This is a genomic window from Pseudomonas sp. GW821-FHT09E04 (genome assembly GCF_059416185.1).
Window position 1 is genome coordinate 105,178 of sequence record NZ_JBWKOR010000009.1, and the last position, 14,841, is coordinate 120,018.

Sequence of the window (14,841 nt, forward strand, 5' to 3'; positions counted from 1 at the left end):
CCCGCACATTCAACGCCTCGATCAACGACCGGCCAACAACTCCGCCGCCTGATCCAGCAACGCCAACGGATCCTTGGCCTTGTGGATATCCACCGACAACAACTGCCGAAACTTGCGCGCCCCCGGGAAACCGGTGCCCAGGCCCAGCACATGGCGCGTGATGTGATGCATCGCCCCGCCAGTCGCCAGATGCTCGGCAATATAAGGCCGCAGCTGCGCCAACGCCTCGGCGCGAGTGATCACCGGCGCTGAACTGCCGAACAACTGCTGATCCACCTCGGCCAGCAGATACGGATTGTGATAAGCCTCACGGCCCAGCATCACACCGTCAAAGGTCTGCAAATGCTCATGGCAGGCCTCCATCGTCTTGATCCCGCCGTTCAGAATGAACTCAAGCTCCGGAAAATCCGCCTTCAACCGCGCCGCCACGTCATAACGCAGCGGTGGAATGTCCCGGTTCTCCTTCGGCGACAGCCCCTCCAGAATCGCAATCCGCGCATGCACCGTAAAACTGGTGCACCCGGCATCCCGCACCGTGCCGACGAAATCACACAGCTCCTCATAACTGTCCCGCCCATTGATCCCGATCCGATGCTTCACCGTCACCGGAATCGACACCGCATCACGCATCGCCTTCACACAATCCGCCACCAACTGCGGATGCCCCATCAGGCATGCACCGATCATATTGTTCTGCACCCGATCACTCGGGCAGCCAACGTTCAGATTCACCTCGTCGTAACCGTGCTCCTGCGCCATTCGGGCGCAGGCGGCCAGGTCCAGCGGAACACTACCGCCCAGTTGCAAGGCCAGAGGGTGCTCGGCTTCGTTGTGGCGGAGGAAGCGCTCGTGATCGCCGTTGAGCAGAGCGCCGGTGGTGACCATTTCGGTGTAGAGCAGGGCGTTTTTCGACAGCAGGCGCAGGAAGTACCGGCAGTGACGGTCAGTCCAATCCATCATCGGCGCGACGGAGAAACGGCGGGAGAGTGGGGCGGGTGTGGCGGTGATTGGGGGCATTGGGGGTACGGAATCGGTGTGGCTGGGAGGTGGGGGAGTTTATCAGGAATGGAGGGGTGGGGCTTGGGGGGCGTCTGGGTGGTGTGTCGACGGATACAGCAGCTTGATAAAGGGGCGCGAATAATAAATCCGGCACCATTTCTAGAGAATTATTTCTCTCGGCGGCTTGAGTTTTCTTTAGATTGAACCATCGTGTTTGATGCCAATGATGGCAGATAACGGACTATAAATATGGCTAACGTATATGTGGAACCGCGCCCGAAGGGCAGGCCAGACGGCGCGGCAATCGATCACTATGTGCTTGAGCATGCCGGTGGAGCGAGCGTTGATGGAATTCGTCACAGAACGCAGGAGGCGGCCATCAAAGCAGCTAAAAGCTTGGGGCACAGTCCCTTGGTGGGACGTGTGCGTGATACCAGCAAAGGCAATCCTGACCATTGGAGATCGGCATAGCTGAGTTGAGTCGCGCAAACGGTTAGGGCAATAGCGTAAGGGTGGGCTCGACTCTGAGGTTCAAGCTACGTTTCCTTGTATAGCCGGTCCTGCTGCCTTTTTCGGGTAACAGGGCCTCTATGAAAAAAGTGAGCAGATTTTTTTTCGGATTTCTATGTGGTAAATAAACCAGTCCCTATTTCCTAGTGATTTCTAATAAATAAATCTGTCCTGTTTTTTGTCTATAGTTACTTTTTTGCTTTTTTTTCGGCGTTGTAAGCACAAGGATTGCAGAAATGCCCGACATAAGCAGTGCATATAACTGGACCGCAAATAATAACCATAATGTTCGCCTCTTCGCGCGCGCCACCATTGTCAGCGGGCGGCATGTCACAGAAAATTCACCTCAGATGTCTCAATGGCTGAATCGAGTCAGCATTGCCGCGAACAGTACTGACATGGTGTTGCAGACCCGGCCGATGTCTGGCGCCAATTGGAGTGCCGTAAACCCGGCGGTAAGCATCACGCAGGCGCAACTACTAGCCTTCGTCAACTTTATTAATCAAAACTCTTACGATGATCAAGCGCATCGAGGTGTGCTCACCAATGCAACATGGCGAGGCTTCTACAATGTTGCGCCGCGCGCCCTTGTCTATGTAGACCATGCTGGTGCACCCGCCGGCCCTCCAGGGCCGTTGCCAGACACCGTACCCTGCTACGACTGTTGGTTAGTGCATACGCTCGACAACATTTCAATTGACCACCAACGCCCCATTGGGGGTAATCCGTACGAAGCTATCTGCAAAGTCTTTCGTGCATTGGGTCTCACCCGTGGTACGGTCCAAGGCCCAAAAGGCGCGCATTTTCAAGCCATCCATATGGCCGCAGTGGGTGGTGTAGCATCTGTCTCTACTGCTAAGGCGGACAAGTACACGTTGAATACCCGAGGTGAGATTTATTACTCTCTTTTTTTTCACAGAAATATGCTTCAAGAGCTCGCTATTGCCTGTATGAATCACATTATTAATCTTCGTCCTCTCTGCAATGGTTGCAACACCCCTAACCGCAATACATCACATTACCCCTAGGTCCGTTGAAAAAATATACGAATTTGTCTTTTGCCAGTCTTCAGGAATGAAGGAAGATGAGACGGGTTTGTTTGTTTTAACGCTATAAAGTTAAAAGGGTGGGGATTCTGGGTGGTAATAAATTTATCCACATTTCCGGTCAGGTTTTCTTCTTGGTTTTGGTGTGTGGAAGGAAAGAAAGTTGCGGAAAAAAGGTTAAGGGTTTGTTTTTAGAATGCTCACCTTTGGTCTTGATACTGCTTTTCTAATTTTATCCAGATGTACCTGTATCTATTTTTCAACCACATCACTAGTAAATCATTGGTTTTGCTTTTAAGCCAGGTGCTCTTTTTCGTCCCCAGCATTTTTTCAATGTCGTCTTCCAACTCCTCCCTGTTGAAGCAAAGCCATGTAGTTGGAAGTGTGCTCTCAAGGTTGGAGTGGCAAATAGGTGCCACCTCTTCAAAAAGGATGCGTTTTATTTCATTTCGATCGAATTCTCTTGTCCGCCTTGCAATTGCAGTATAGTCGACGTCGTTATCAACGAATGCATCTGATAGCGCCCAGCGTATATCCGCTCTCTGCTGTTTTGTCATAAAGGTATCAGATTTAAAAAAACAAATTCTTTCAATGAGGTGTTTGAATTCATAGGTTTCAATGTGTGTCTTGTTAGTTGCAGGATTTATCTTAGTTATTAATGTTTTTTAAGATTTCTTTCCAGATATAGCTATAACTACGTCGAAGCCAAAGAACCTTCAGTTTGTCAAAAGCTCGACGCGCCCTGTTTTTTTCACGAGCTTGCAGTTCTTTTTCAATCTCGTCTAACAACCACTCATCTTTGAACCCTGTCCAGATGGGAGGTGCTGGCGTCTCAAGATTGCCAAAGCACACAGGAGCCACTTCTGAATACAGTATGTCTTCAACAATTTTCAGATCATAGGATTTAATTCGCTCCGCGATGTATGCATAGTCGACTTCGTTGTCAACGAAGGCTTCAGCCAATGCTATCTGGATCTTGGCTTTATCTTCCGGAGTTAAAATACTTCCCAATGGGAAAGCTCCTCTAATTCTTCGTCAAAAGTATCTGCAACTACGCTTCCAGCAATGCCACCTGCCATGCTGCCTAATAAAACTACGGCTACAGCGCACGCTGGTGCCGCTGGGCCGCAAATTGAGCTCACACCCCGCAAGGAAGCCGCCGGCGGCTCCCGGACAGCGAAAGGGGACAGATTTATTTTTCTCCAGTTATTCCTGCCTGCGTCATCACGAGTCATGCTGAACTCTCGGACATCAGCCGAGGAAAGGGGAAATTAAGGCTGCGCACCGCAATAGCACATTGCCCTCACTGCACGTTATCATTGCTCCCTTGCGCCAAGAAGCCACCAAGCCGTACCACTTATTACTCATGGATTAGAAAGCAGCATGGAAAGCAGAGCCCCTCTCGAACCACGCTGGGTTGATTACTACGCCTCGTTCGAAACAGTCGTCAACGATGGCGATACCCAGACCGATTTCGCCACCGTTGTGATCGACGCTATCCCAAAGTCTTCAGCTGTTGCCCTCAGAACGCTCAACGTTGATAGGGCTTTCGAAGATCTGGATAGGTACTTCCCGGTGTTCATGCTGACTGCGAAGCTTGAGGTGAAGCGAGCGAACGACCTTGTGGAAAATTCAGGTTGGATCGAATTGTCGATTAGCACTGACCCGCATGGCGACGAGGAAAGTTTCCAAGCCTCATCGATCACGTTCGAAGGCGATGAAGAACAAGCAGAAGCTATATTTTGGGTGCGGGTGCGATCGACTTCTGTTGCAAAGAGAAATCTGAGCGCGCTTGCAGCGATAGCGGAATTTCCCACGGTGGCGGATGCCACAGCTCCGACTCTGATCCCTTTCGACTGCGCGCACGACGCTGTAGGCGTTGCGGTTTATGACGTGGGCCAAGCGAGCTTTTGCGCTCTGGTAGACCAATATGAACACCCCTTAATGTTCTTCGATTTTGGTTGGCCGCTGTCATTCAACAAAAAGTCGTTGCGGTTGCCAGGTCCGTTTTCGCCTATTGATGAATCCTTGCAAAGAAACGGCCCACAGCCGGTAGTTTTGTCTCATCTTGACTGGGACCACTGGGGGTTTGCGCAACTTTCCGGTAGGGCCCGGTTTGATCATCAGAACGGCCATTGGCATTCAGTCCCCAAATACAAGGAAGACGCCCTAAAACGGCCATGGCTAATGCGCCGGCCACGATTTCATCGCCACAAGCTTGGTCCGAGCCATATTCATTTCCTCTTGACGCTGAGTCGTACTTTCCTTCCAGATGGGACGTGCGCTCTAACATTTTGGCCTGCAAAACATTCGAAGTTATCTTTCACCAACTACACAATTATCCGATGCGGCCCTCCAAAAAACGGGAAAGCGAACTCTGCGTATCTCAGGAACAATGAGTCGTTGGCGCTAGCGGCAAAGCTTGAGAGCCGCCCTGAAAAAGTATTACTGACCGGAGACTCAGATTTCCCCTCCATCCCCGCTCACTATCTTAAGGGGCTAACTGGCATGGCTGCCCCTCACCATGGAGGGGCAATTACCAGGCATTCCACGCCTGCGGCACCGCGATATAGCCGAATGGTTCGCTCCACCTACCCTGGCTGCTATGAAAACGTTCCTTCACACTTGGCAGAAACTGAGGCGACAAATCAAGGCTGGGAACTTCACGATACAAACGACCGGGCCCTATGCCATTGCGCGCCTAGGTGTAACACACACGGTAATAAACTCATTCCACTGAGTGCAGATAATCCTAAGTGCAGTTGTGGCAATGTGCCCTCGTTCGGCCTGTGTCTCAGATAACGCCCCACCGAGGTTTTGATGGTCTCCAAGGTGCGGATCAGAACAGGGCAAAAGGGGACCGATTTATTTTTATCGGATTTCTAGATAGTAAATAAATCAGTCCCCATTCTGTTCCGGGCTGGCTGTGAATCAGGCGTTGGATAACGTCGAAATCAAGGTGTAACGGAAAACCCTTCCGTGGCCCGTGCCACGGAAGGGCAGTGTTTCTTCAGATTTCCCCACCATGGACGACAACTTACGCATTCCATTCCGCGTTTTGAGTTGCCCATGAAAAAACTAGTTGTCGTGATGCTCGCCGTCCTGTTTCTCGCAGGCTGTGCCAATCAGAAGTTCAAACCCGAATACCGCACGCAGATCCACACGGTGAAGATCCTCCCGGTGACGTGGAGTAACAAGGAAATGACCTACATGGGCCGCGAGCAGGCCTGGGGCGCTGCAATCGGGGCCGGTGTCGGCGCGGGTGTCGGGATGGCGTCCCATGCCGGGAAGCTGGGTACGGCGGCGCTCAGTGGGGCCGGGTTTGCAGCGGGGTTGAAGGCTGGGGATCTGGCGTCGATGTCCACGGTCGAGGCGATTCAGTACAACATGGCGAGTGCTGATATCGACTTGGGCAAGTTGGTCAAGAAAGGTTTCGAAGATCAACTGGCGGCGACCGGCCGTTTCAAGGTGGTTGCCGAGAATGAACCGGCCGATGCAGAGATCAAGTTGACCGTGGTCAATTGGGGCTTTGCGCTGACTCAGGGTTTCAGCAGTGTGGTGTATCCGACGATTGTGGTGAACGGCTCGTTGAAGCGCGGCGAGGAGTTGATCTGGCAGCGCAATGAGCCGATTACCGCGTTCAACGGTGCCAACACTTACGGTTACGAGCCGCTGCGTTATCGCACCGAGCCGGAGCTGGTCCGTGAGGCGTTGACCGGTGTGTCGCAGATTGTCGGCAATTATCTGGTCAAGGATCTGAACGAGTAATGATCAGGCGTTGATGATCTGTTAGTGGCCGCTTTAGCCAAAAGTCAAAGCGGCCATTTCAATAAATCGACGAAACCAGGTAGTGATTAAAGTTAGCCGTAATTTCCTAAGCCCCGAAGTTAAAGGCTATGGAAATTCGCGGTCTCGTTCCTTCAAAACGTTGTACGGAATGCATCAACCAGGATGGAAACATGATGAAGGTTCCACTTTTGGCGGCGCACCTGCAACTGAAGCCGGCAGTCAGGCAATCTTCGACTCTCATTCGCAGCGCAGGATTGTAGGTCGATGCGACCATGCCCCGAGGGTCTACGAATTCCAGGTCGCCACCCACCGCTGCACCGTCCTCGCGGCCGCCGGCGTCGACCCAGTAAACCCCTGACCAAAAAGCACCGGGGTGCCCATGGAGGGAGTTGCTGTGGCCAGCCTCGTTAACGTTTGTCCACGCGTTGAGTTTCCACTCGAAGCTGGGTTCGGTTAATCCATATTGGTCGCTATGAACCGCTGTCAGTTGAATGGCAAAGTCGGTGGCGAATTTCACCAATGCATCGCAGGCTTCGCCACCCCATTCAGGGAAGTCGTTTGCAGACTGCCAGCCACCTTCATTACTCCGATGTGCGCCGCGGCGATCTTCCGCCATACGGCGGGTGATTATAACTTTCAGTTCAGCATTGAGTCTTTCTGCATCCGGGTATTGGATACTCGCCAGGGGTGTTGCGAACAGCCGTCTGATCTTTATCAGTTCAGGATCTATTAGTGTGTTATTCGACTGCATTGAGTCTTATCCAAGTCTCGCTAGTTGCAAAAAACTATACCGAGCGAAATGAATAACCGATGTAAACCTTTGTTAAAAATTGGTTGGTAAGTACAACAGACCATTATTGAGGCGGCGGGTGATTGACAGAGAAGTCCTCGCCTGCGGTTGCCCAAACCTGAACCCGCGCTGTCGATCAAGAAAGTTTCATCTTCCCAGCTCCCACAAGCGCCTACGATGCAGGCATAAGGTCGTGCTATTTCGCGTTTGATCCCAGGGGAGCCCCACCATGCGTGCCAATGTCGTCAAAGTGCTGTTGATCGCTGCAGCTGTCTCGGTATTGAGTGCCTGTTCGGGCTCCGGTGGGTTGACCACTACCAGTTGTTTTTCTTCGGATTGCCAGTCGCCGGAAGGGCGCGCCAGCGCCAATACGCTGAAGTTCGGCGGCACCGGTATTGGTGCCAGTCTCAACCAGTACAGCTCCGGCATGTTGCATGACGATTGAATAGAAAAGGGCGCCCATCGCGGGCGCCCTTTTTCGTATGGCCTAGATCGCGCCGATGCGCTCGACGACTTTCTGCAATGCCGGTCGTTTGGAAAGCCACTCATCTTTGGTAATCCCCAGCAGTACCACGTCAATCCGCTCACCATCCTTGAGGATGTTCTGCCGTCTGACGCCCTCCAGCTCAAATCCGAACTTCTGATGCATTTTCACCACCGCCGGATTGCTCGCCAGCACTTCGCAATTGAGCTTTTCCAGCCCCGCTTCGGCAAATGCGTAATCCAGCATCCAGAACTCGACCACGCTGCCCAGGCCTTTGCCTTGTAGTTGAACGTCGAGATAAAACGCCCAATCAGCCGTCTTCTGTACGGTGTTGATTGCATTGAGTGAAACAACGCCTACCGCGCGCTCTTCCTTGAGCACGACAAACACTTGCTGGCGCGAATTGCCTTTGAGGGACGTCAGCCAGTTCGCATGTTCCTGGTCGCTGATTTCATGGGAGGTGTACATGTATTTGCGCACGTCTTCCTGGTTTCGAAGGGTGCGCACGTGGGCCTGGATGGCGGGGTTGGCCTCGGTGAGGGGGACGAACTGCATGGTGCTTTCCTTGTCTCGCGGGCGCCTGAGCTGAACCCGCGGGGTCGATCGTTGATGTTTCAGGTTGTGTTCCCGGGCAGGCGCGCGGGAGGGGTGGGATTTGGGGGTATCGTTTTTTCCAGAGCAATCGCGAAATAAACACCAAATGTTTCAAGGCGTTATTGAACGGCGTCAGTGTTTTGCTCATAAAAAAGGGCGCCTATGGAGGCGCCCTTTTTCGTTTTACGTATTTCGTCCTGAAAGACTCACTGCGGCCCTGCCAGCCACTCGCCAATGACCTTCTGATACTTCCCGGTCACCTTGCTCAAGTGCAGCCACTGATCGACATACAGCTTCCAGCTCATGTCATCACGCGGCAGCAAGTAGGCCTTTTCCCCGTACTGCATGAACTGCTCCGGGTTGACCGCGCAGAGACCGGGTTTCTGTTTCTGTTGATACCGCGCTTCGGAGGCGTCGGTGATCATCACGTCAGCCTTGTTGTCGAGCAGTTGTTCGAAGATCGTCACGTTGTCGTGCAAGGCCAGTTGGGCCTTGGGCAGGAAGGCGTGGACGAAGGCTTCGTTGGTGCCGCCAGCGGGTTCGACCAGGCGCACGTTCGGCTGGTTGATCTGGTCGATGGTCTGGTACTTGGACTGGTCGGCGCAGCGCACCAGCGGGATCTTGCCGTCGACGTCGAGGGTGTTGCTGAAGTAGGCCTTTTTCTGCCGCTCCAGCGTTACCGAAATGCCGCCCATGCCGATGTCGCACTTGCCGGCCTGCATGTCCGGCATCAGGGTTTTCCACGTGGTCTGCACCCATTCGATCTTCACGCCGAGACTGTCGGCCAAGGATTGCGCCATGGCGATGTCGATGCCTTCGAAACCGCCGTCTGCGCGCTTGAAGGTGTAGGGTTTGTAGTCGCCGGTGGTGCAGACGCGCAACTGGCCTTGTTGCTGGATGGTGTCCAGGTGTGAGACTGGCTCTTGCGCATGGGCGGTGCTGGCCAGCGCCAGCAAACCGCAGAGGATCATCGTGTTTTTTCGAATTGTCATGGAGATCGGGCTTGTGCAGTGGGAGTGCGGGCCAGTGTAGTGAAAGGGTTTGCCGGGTGTCATCCCGCGTCCGGCCCGAGCGTTCCCAGCCATGCCACCAACCCCACAATCAACAGCGCAATAACCAGCTCAAATAACACGCTGCGGCGTAGAGCATTGGCCGCCACCTGATGTTGCCCCGCGCGCAACGATTGTTCCAGCAACGGCCCGAGGTGAAAACGGTTCAGCGCTGCTAAAACCAGCATGCCGGCAAACAGCACGACCTTGATCGCCAGCAGCATCCCGTAGGTGCGGAGCAAGACGTCGTCCAGTGTCGGGCCAACGATGAACAGGTAGTTCAGCACGCCGGTCACCGAGAGGATGAACACAATCGCCGCGCCCACGCCTTCGAAACGTTTGACGGCCTCGGCCAGCGAACGAATACGTGTTTCGCTGAACAGAGCGTCGAGCCGCGACATCAAGATCAACGCCAGCATGGCGCCCATCCACGCACCTGCCGCGAGCAGGTGCAGGATGTCGCTGAGCAGATGCCAGGCGTTATCCATCGCGCCGTGCCCGCTCCAGGCCAGAGAGGCGAGGGCGAGTGCGCCGGCTATCGCCGCCAGCCACACACCCGGCCAGATCATCACGACGATCAGCGCAATCATCCGTACCGCCCACGCCAGCCCGACATCGGTTTCAAACAGCATCATTTGCAGATGCGGCCACAGCGCCGCGAATTCCGTTTCGCCGCTCATGGCGCGGGTCATCAGCACCAGGCCCGCCACAGACAGCAGTGCCCCGATCAACGCCATCCCGCGCAGCATCGGCCGACACCGCAGCGTCGCGTCAACGTTGTACAACCCAAACAACGCCACCCCGAACAACAGCAGCAAATCCACGTACAACGCCATCCGCAGGAGGATGTTGATCAGGTCGGCCATCGGTCACTTCACTTTGAACGTGACGTTGCCGGTGATCGGGTGAGTGTCCGACGACACCGCGCGCCATTCGACCTTGTAGGTGCCGGCCGGCAAAGGCGAGAGCGGGGTGACAAGCATGGTTTTCGGATCGCTGCCGGCGCTGACTTTGGCCTTCATCGGCATCGGCGAGTGGGCCATGCCGGGCATTTCGGTCATCACCAGTTTGGCGCCGGAGAACTGGGTCATCAGGTTCTCCGAGAAGCGCAGTTCGATTTTCTCCGGTGGCGCGCCGTCCGCGCCTTCGGCGGGGGTCGACGACAGCAGTTTCGGGTGGGCCTGAGCCAGGGAGCTCAAGAGCAATCCGGTGGCGAGGATGAAGGTTGTCTTGATCATGCGCATGCGAGGCCTCTTACCGCTCTTCGGCGGTGGTTTTCAGGGGTGGATGAAACGGATTCAGAACCACATCCGCACGCCGAGGACGAGTCGCGCTTCGCTGCGATCCTCGCCTTCTTCCCGTGCGTAATCGGCGGTGTTGCCGTAGGTGCGGTTCCAGGTCACGCCGATGTATGGCGCGAATTCGCGGCGGATTTCATAGCGCAAGCGCAACCCGGCTTCGGTGTTCGAGAGACCGGAGCCGAGGCCGCGTTGCGGGTCGTTTTTGCCATAGACGTTGAGTTCGGCGGTCGGCTGCAGGATTAGGCGATTGGTCAGCAGGATGTCGTAGTCGCCCTCCAGCCGTACGGCGCTCTGGCCGTTTTCGCCGATGAATGCCGTGGCTTCGGCTTCGAAGTTGTACAGCGCCATGCCTTGCAGACCGAACGCGGCCCAGGTTTGCGGGGCGCCGGGTTTGAAGTCCTGGCGCACGCCGCTGACCACGTCCCACCACGGCGAAATCGCGTGGCCCCACAGCGCCTGGATCTCCGCGTCTTCGGTCTTGCCGTTGCTGCGTTCACCCTCGGAACGCAGCCACAGACGATCGATGTCGCCGCCGATCCAGCCAGACAAATCCCAGGCCAGGGTGCTGGCGTCGTCGCCGTTCTGCCATTCGAGTTTGTCGGCGAGGAAGTAAGTGTTGAGGGTGCTGTCGTGCACCTGGTGGCCACCGTGACTGGTGAACACGGCGGCGCGGTCGGCGTCGGTCAGCTTCGGGATCGGCGTGCGGCTTTCAGTTGGCGCGGCGGGCTGCATCATGCCGTCATCCATGCTTTGCATATCGCCCATCTGGCTATGGTCCATGCCCTGCATGTCGTTGGCGGCAAACGCCGAGGCCATCGACAGGAGTGACAACGAAAACACGGCAAATCGAGTCATGGTCGGCGTCCTCATTCTTCCACCCGCACTTCACGGAACATGCCCATTTCCATGTGATAAAGCAGATGACAGTGAAAGGCCCAGCGGCCCAGCGCATCGGCGGTCACGCGATAGCTGCGGCGCGTGCCGGGGGGCATGTCGATGGTGTGTTTGCGCACCTGGAAGTCGCCGTTTTCGTCTTCCAGATCGCTCCACATGCCGTGCAGGTGAATGGGGTGGGTCATCATCGTGTCGTTGACCAGCACCAGCCGGATGCGCTCGCCGTACTTCAAACGCAGGGGCTCGGCGTCGGAGAACTTGATGCCGTTGAACGACCAGGCGAATTTCTCCATGTGGCCGGTGAGGTGCAGTTCGATGGTGCGGCTCGGGTCGCGGCCGTCGGGGTCTTCGAAGGTGCTGCGCAGGTCGGCGTAGGTCAGTACGCGGCGCCCGTTGTTGCGCAGGCCGAGGCCAGGGTCGTCGAGTTTGGGGGCGGTGGTCATGGCTTGCATGTCCACCAATGGATTGTCTGATTCGCTGTCGGGGTGCGACTGCATCGGGCCCATGTTCATGCTGGCGTGGTCCATGCCGCTCATGTCCATCGAACCATGATCCATGCCGCCCATGCCCATGCCGCCCATGCCCATGTCGTCCATGGTCACCAGCGGGCGCGGGTCCAGCGCCGGCACCGGGGCCGACAAACCGGTGCGGGCGGCGAGGGTGCCACGGGCGTAGCCGGTGCGGTCCATGGCCTGGGCGAACAGGGTGTAGGCGTCGGCGGCAGGCTCGACGATCACGTCATAGGTTTCCGCCACGGCGATGCGCAACTCGTCGACGGTCACCGGTTTGACGTGCAAGCCGTCAGCGGCGACCACGGTCATTTTCAAGCCGGGAATACGCACGTCGAAGTAAGTCATGGCCGAACCGTTGATCAGCCGCAGACGCAGCTTTTCACCGGGCCGGAACAGCCCCGTCCAGTTGGAATCCGGTGCGTGGCCGTTCATCAGGAAGGTGTACGTGGCGCCGCTGACATCGGCGATGTCGGTGGGATTCATCTTCATCTGCGCCCACATCGTGCGATCAGCGACGGTGGCGCCCCAGCCTTTTTCGCCGACGTCATGGATGAAATCGCCGACGGTGCGCTTGTGGAAGTTGTAGTAGTCGGACTGCTTTTTCAGGGTTTTCATCAGGCCGGCCGGGTCTTCGTCGGTCCAGTCGCTGAGCATCACCACATGCTCGCGGTCGTATTGGAACGGCTCCGGCTCCCGGGCGTCGATCACCAGCGGCCCGTAGACGCCGGCCTGCTCCTGCAACCCGGAATGGCTGTGATACCAGTAGGTGCCGTGCTGGCGCACCGTGAATTGATAGACGTACACGCCACCCGGTTCGATGCCGTGAAAACTCAGACCCGGCACGCCGTCCATGTTGGCCGGCAGCAGAATCCCGTGCCAGTGGATCGACGTGGTGTCCTTGAGCCGGTTGCGCACCCGCAGGGTCACGGTGTCGCCTTCGCGCCAGCGCAGCAGCGGGCCGGGCACGCCACCGTTGATGGTCATCGCGGTGCGCGGCTGGCCGGTGAAGTTGACCGGGGTTTCGCCGATGAACAGTTCGAAGTCTGTACCGCTGAGCTCATTTACCTGGCCGGGGCTGTTCAACGCCCAGACCGGCGTACGCCACAGACCGAGGCCGCCGAGCAGACCGCCGGCGGCCAGGCCTTTGACAAAGGTGCGTCTTGAGGTGGTGGAAGGCATGCGCTGGAAGTCCCCGTTTGACGAATGACGGGGAGGCTAACCAGCGCCGGCTTTCAGTTGGCTGAGGCGCGGATTACAGTTGTGTCAGGTTCGGCGGGCGAGGTTGTCCGCCAGGTCTCGTGCCTGTTGCGATGCGGCGAACCGTGAATCGCGATCCACCTCATCACCGAAGATCGTTTTCTCGACGATCAGCGCATGCACATCGCTGACGCCGATGAACTCCAGCCACGCTTCCATGTACGGTTTCTGAAAGTCGAAACGCTCGGCCGGCGTGATCGACTGCGCGGAAAAATCCATCCCCCGCGCATAGGCCACGACGGCTTTCTTGCCTTGCAGCAAACCTCGCAACCCGCGCTCCGGATCGAAGCTGAAGAGGATGTCTTTCTGCGACACCAGGTCGATGAAGTGCTTGAGCTTGTAGGGAATGCTGAAATTCCACAGCGGCACCGAGAACACCAGCACATCGGCCCCGCGCAGGTGGGCGGCGAGGTCTTCGAGGGTCTGCCAGGCCGATTGTTGCGACGGCGTCAGCGGCGTTCCACTCAGGCCTGCGTATTTGGCGTTCATCGCGTCCTCGTCGAACTCCGGCAGGTGCAGGCTCCATAAATCGAGCGTGCGAACCTGGGTCTGCGGATCATTTTGCCGATAGCGCTCAATGAAACGGTGCGCCACTTCAATGGACGCGGAGCGCTGTTTGCGGGGAGAGCATTCGATGTGCAGGAGGGTGGTCACGGTGAGCCTCGACATTCGGGTAGGGAAGGCGAGGCATTGCAACATAGCTGGCTTCTCACTATAAATCGTAAATAAATCGGCCATTGATCACGTATTCAACTATGTTCGACGCCCTGTTGTTGAAGACCTTTGTCACCGTTGTCGACGAGGACGGCTTCAGCCGTGCCGCCGAAAAACTGCACCTGACCCAATCGGCGGTCAGCGGTCATCTGAGACGGCTGGAAGAGCAGATCGGCAAACCGTTGCTCAAACGCACGACCCGCTCCCAGCAATTGACGGCGGATGGCGAGCGCTTGATCGCCTATGCGCGCACGATTCTGGCGCTGAATCGTGACGCCTGGGCACAGCTCACGCGCACGCCGTTTCAGGGACGGGTGCGGATTGGCGTGTCGGAGGATTTTGTCGAGCCACGGTTGCTGAGGGCACTGCAGGACTGCGCGGCGCAGCATCCGGGCATGGAGATCGATGTGCAGGTCAACATTCCCGGTACGTTGTTGAACCAGATGAAGCAGGGCAATCTGGAGTTGGTCATCGGGTCGCTGTGCGAGACCCGAGAGCCGGGGTTGTTGCTGTGGCAGGAACCGCTGGTGTGGGCGTGGTCGGCGCAACCGGTCGTCCAATTGCCGACGCCGTTGCCGCTGGCGCTGTTCCCCGAACCCTGTCCATATCGCGAAGCCGCGTTGACCCGCCTGGCCCAGGCCGGCATTGCCCAGCGCACCGCGATGCTCTGCACCAGCACCGCTGGCTTGCGTGCTGCGGCGTTGGCCGGGTTCGCGGTGGCGCCGATGGCCGCCAGCCAGTTGGGGCAGGGCCTGGCGGCGCTCGGTGTGGAGCTGGGTTTGCCGACGCTGCCGGACGCGGAGTTTCGCCTGTTCACGGCGAGTCATGCCGATCCACAGATGATCGAAGCGGTTTCCCGGGTGATCGTCGACTATTGCTCGGCGCGACGGGAGTGAAGCGTC

At 56.7% G+C, this 14,841-nt stretch carries 16 protein-coding genes; 5 read left to right on the plus strand and 11 right to left on the minus strand.

Going from position 1 to position 14,841, the window contains the following annotated elements:
* Positions 1-21: 21 nt before the first annotated feature.
* Complete coding sequence (dusA, locus tag AC07N4_RS27420; RefSeq protein ID WP_102651361.1) at positions 22-1,017, minus strand: tRNA dihydrouridine(20/20a) synthase DusA; 996 nt, start codon at positions 1,015-1,017, stop codon at positions 22-24.
* A 728-nt stretch (positions 1,018-1,745) separates the two neighbouring features.
* Here dusA and AC07N4_RS27425 point away from each other — a divergent pair.
* Entirely contained in the window at positions 1,746-2,537 is a 792-nt protein-coding gene (locus tag AC07N4_RS27425; RefSeq protein WP_273536825.1) for a hypothetical protein, read from the plus strand.
* 218 nt (positions 2,538-2,755) lie between these two features.
* Here the strand turns inward: AC07N4_RS27425 and AC07N4_RS27430 are convergent, their stop codons facing one another.
* Positions 2,756-3,112 carry a DUF7079 family protein gene (locus tag AC07N4_RS27430; protein WP_493066520.1) on the minus strand — a complete coding sequence of 119 codons (357 nt, stop codon included), beginning with the start codon at positions 3,110-3,112 and terminating at the stop codon, positions 2,756-2,758.
* Positions 3,113-3,203: 91 nt separating this feature from the next.
* The gene (locus AC07N4_RS27435) at positions 3,204-3,566 is read right to left on the minus strand and encodes a DUF7079 family protein (RefSeq protein ID WP_493066521.1); all 363 of its coding nucleotides are present in this window, start codon (positions 3,564-3,566) and stop codon (positions 3,204-3,206) included.
* 372 nt (positions 3,567-3,938) lie between these two features.
* Between AC07N4_RS27435 and AC07N4_RS27440 the strand changes: the two genes are divergently transcribed.
* Both AC07N4_RS27440 and AC07N4_RS27445 read left to right on the plus strand, forming a co-directional pair.
* Entirely contained in the window at positions 3,939-5,357 is a 1,419-nt protein-coding gene (locus tag AC07N4_RS27440) for a ComEC/Rec2 family competence protein (protein ID WP_493066522.1), read from the plus strand.
* Positions 5,358-5,624: 267 nt separating this feature from the next.
* A complete protein-coding gene (locus tag AC07N4_RS27445; RefSeq protein ID WP_493066523.1) occupies positions 5,625-6,323 on the plus strand; it encodes a hypothetical protein in 699 nt (232 codons plus the stop codon).
* 106 nt (positions 6,324-6,429) lie between these two features.
* Here the strand turns inward: AC07N4_RS27445 and AC07N4_RS27450 are convergent, their stop codons facing one another.
* A complete protein-coding gene (locus AC07N4_RS27450) occupies positions 6,430-7,095 on the minus strand; it encodes a TIGR02466 family protein (RefSeq protein ID WP_493066524.1) in 666 nt (221 codons plus the stop codon).
* 268 nt (positions 7,096-7,363) lie between these two features.
* Here AC07N4_RS27450 and AC07N4_RS27455 point away from each other — a divergent pair, with 268 nt between their 5' ends.
* On the plus strand, positions 7,364-7,579 hold the full coding sequence (locus AC07N4_RS27455) for a hypothetical protein (RefSeq protein WP_096822039.1): 216 nt from the start codon (positions 7,364-7,366) through the stop codon (positions 7,577-7,579).
* 42 nt (positions 7,580-7,621) lie between these two features.
* Here AC07N4_RS27455 and pseH read toward each other — a convergent pair whose 3' ends face one another.
* The 7 genes from pseH to AC07N4_RS27490 all read right to left on the minus strand — a co-directional run bounded on the left by pseH (position 7,622) and on the right by AC07N4_RS27490 (position 13,879).
* Positions 7,622-8,173, minus strand: coding sequence for a UDP-4-amino-4,6-dideoxy-N-acetyl-beta-L-altrosamine N-acetyltransferase (gene pseH, locus AC07N4_RS27460; protein WP_273540047.1), 552 nt, complete (start codon positions 8,171-8,173; stop codon positions 7,622-7,624).
* 245 nt (positions 8,174-8,418) lie between these two features.
* Positions 8,419-9,204, minus strand: coding sequence for a transporter substrate-binding domain-containing protein (locus tag AC07N4_RS27465; RefSeq protein ID WP_493066525.1), 786 nt, complete (start codon positions 9,202-9,204; stop codon positions 8,419-8,421).
* Positions 9,205-9,263: 59 nt separating this feature from the next.
* Positions 9,264-10,127: a copper homeostasis membrane protein CopD gene (gene copD, locus AC07N4_RS27470; protein WP_493066526.1), complete on the minus strand. Its 864-nt coding sequence runs from the start codon at positions 10,125-10,127 to the stop codon at positions 9,264-9,266.
* A gap of 3 nt (positions 10,128-10,130) precedes the next feature.
* The gene (gene copC / locus AC07N4_RS27475) at positions 10,131-10,505 is read right to left on the minus strand and encodes a copper homeostasis periplasmic binding protein CopC (RefSeq protein ID WP_102622334.1); all 375 of its coding nucleotides are present in this window, start codon (positions 10,503-10,505) and stop codon (positions 10,131-10,133) included.
* A gap of 54 nt (positions 10,506-10,559) precedes the next feature.
* The gene (locus AC07N4_RS27480; protein WP_493066527.1) at positions 10,560-11,417 is read right to left on the minus strand and encodes a copper resistance protein B; all 858 of its coding nucleotides are present in this window, start codon (positions 11,415-11,417) and stop codon (positions 10,560-10,562) included.
* 11 nt (positions 11,418-11,428) lie between these two features.
* The gene (locus AC07N4_RS27485) at positions 11,429-13,147 is read right to left on the minus strand and encodes a copper resistance system multicopper oxidase (RefSeq protein WP_493066528.1); all 1,719 of its coding nucleotides are present in this window, start codon (positions 13,145-13,147) and stop codon (positions 11,429-11,431) included.
* A gap of 84 nt (positions 13,148-13,231) precedes the next feature.
* A complete protein-coding gene (locus AC07N4_RS27490; RefSeq protein WP_493066529.1) occupies positions 13,232-13,879 on the minus strand; it encodes an FMN-dependent NADH-azoreductase in 648 nt (215 codons plus the stop codon).
* A 101-nt stretch (positions 13,880-13,980) separates the two neighbouring features.
* Here AC07N4_RS27490 and AC07N4_RS27495 point away from each other — a divergent pair, with 101 nt between their 5' ends.
* A complete protein-coding gene (locus AC07N4_RS27495; protein WP_493066530.1) occupies positions 13,981-14,835 on the plus strand; it encodes a LysR family transcriptional regulator in 855 nt (284 codons plus the stop codon).
* Positions 14,836-14,841 lie beyond the last annotated feature (6 nt).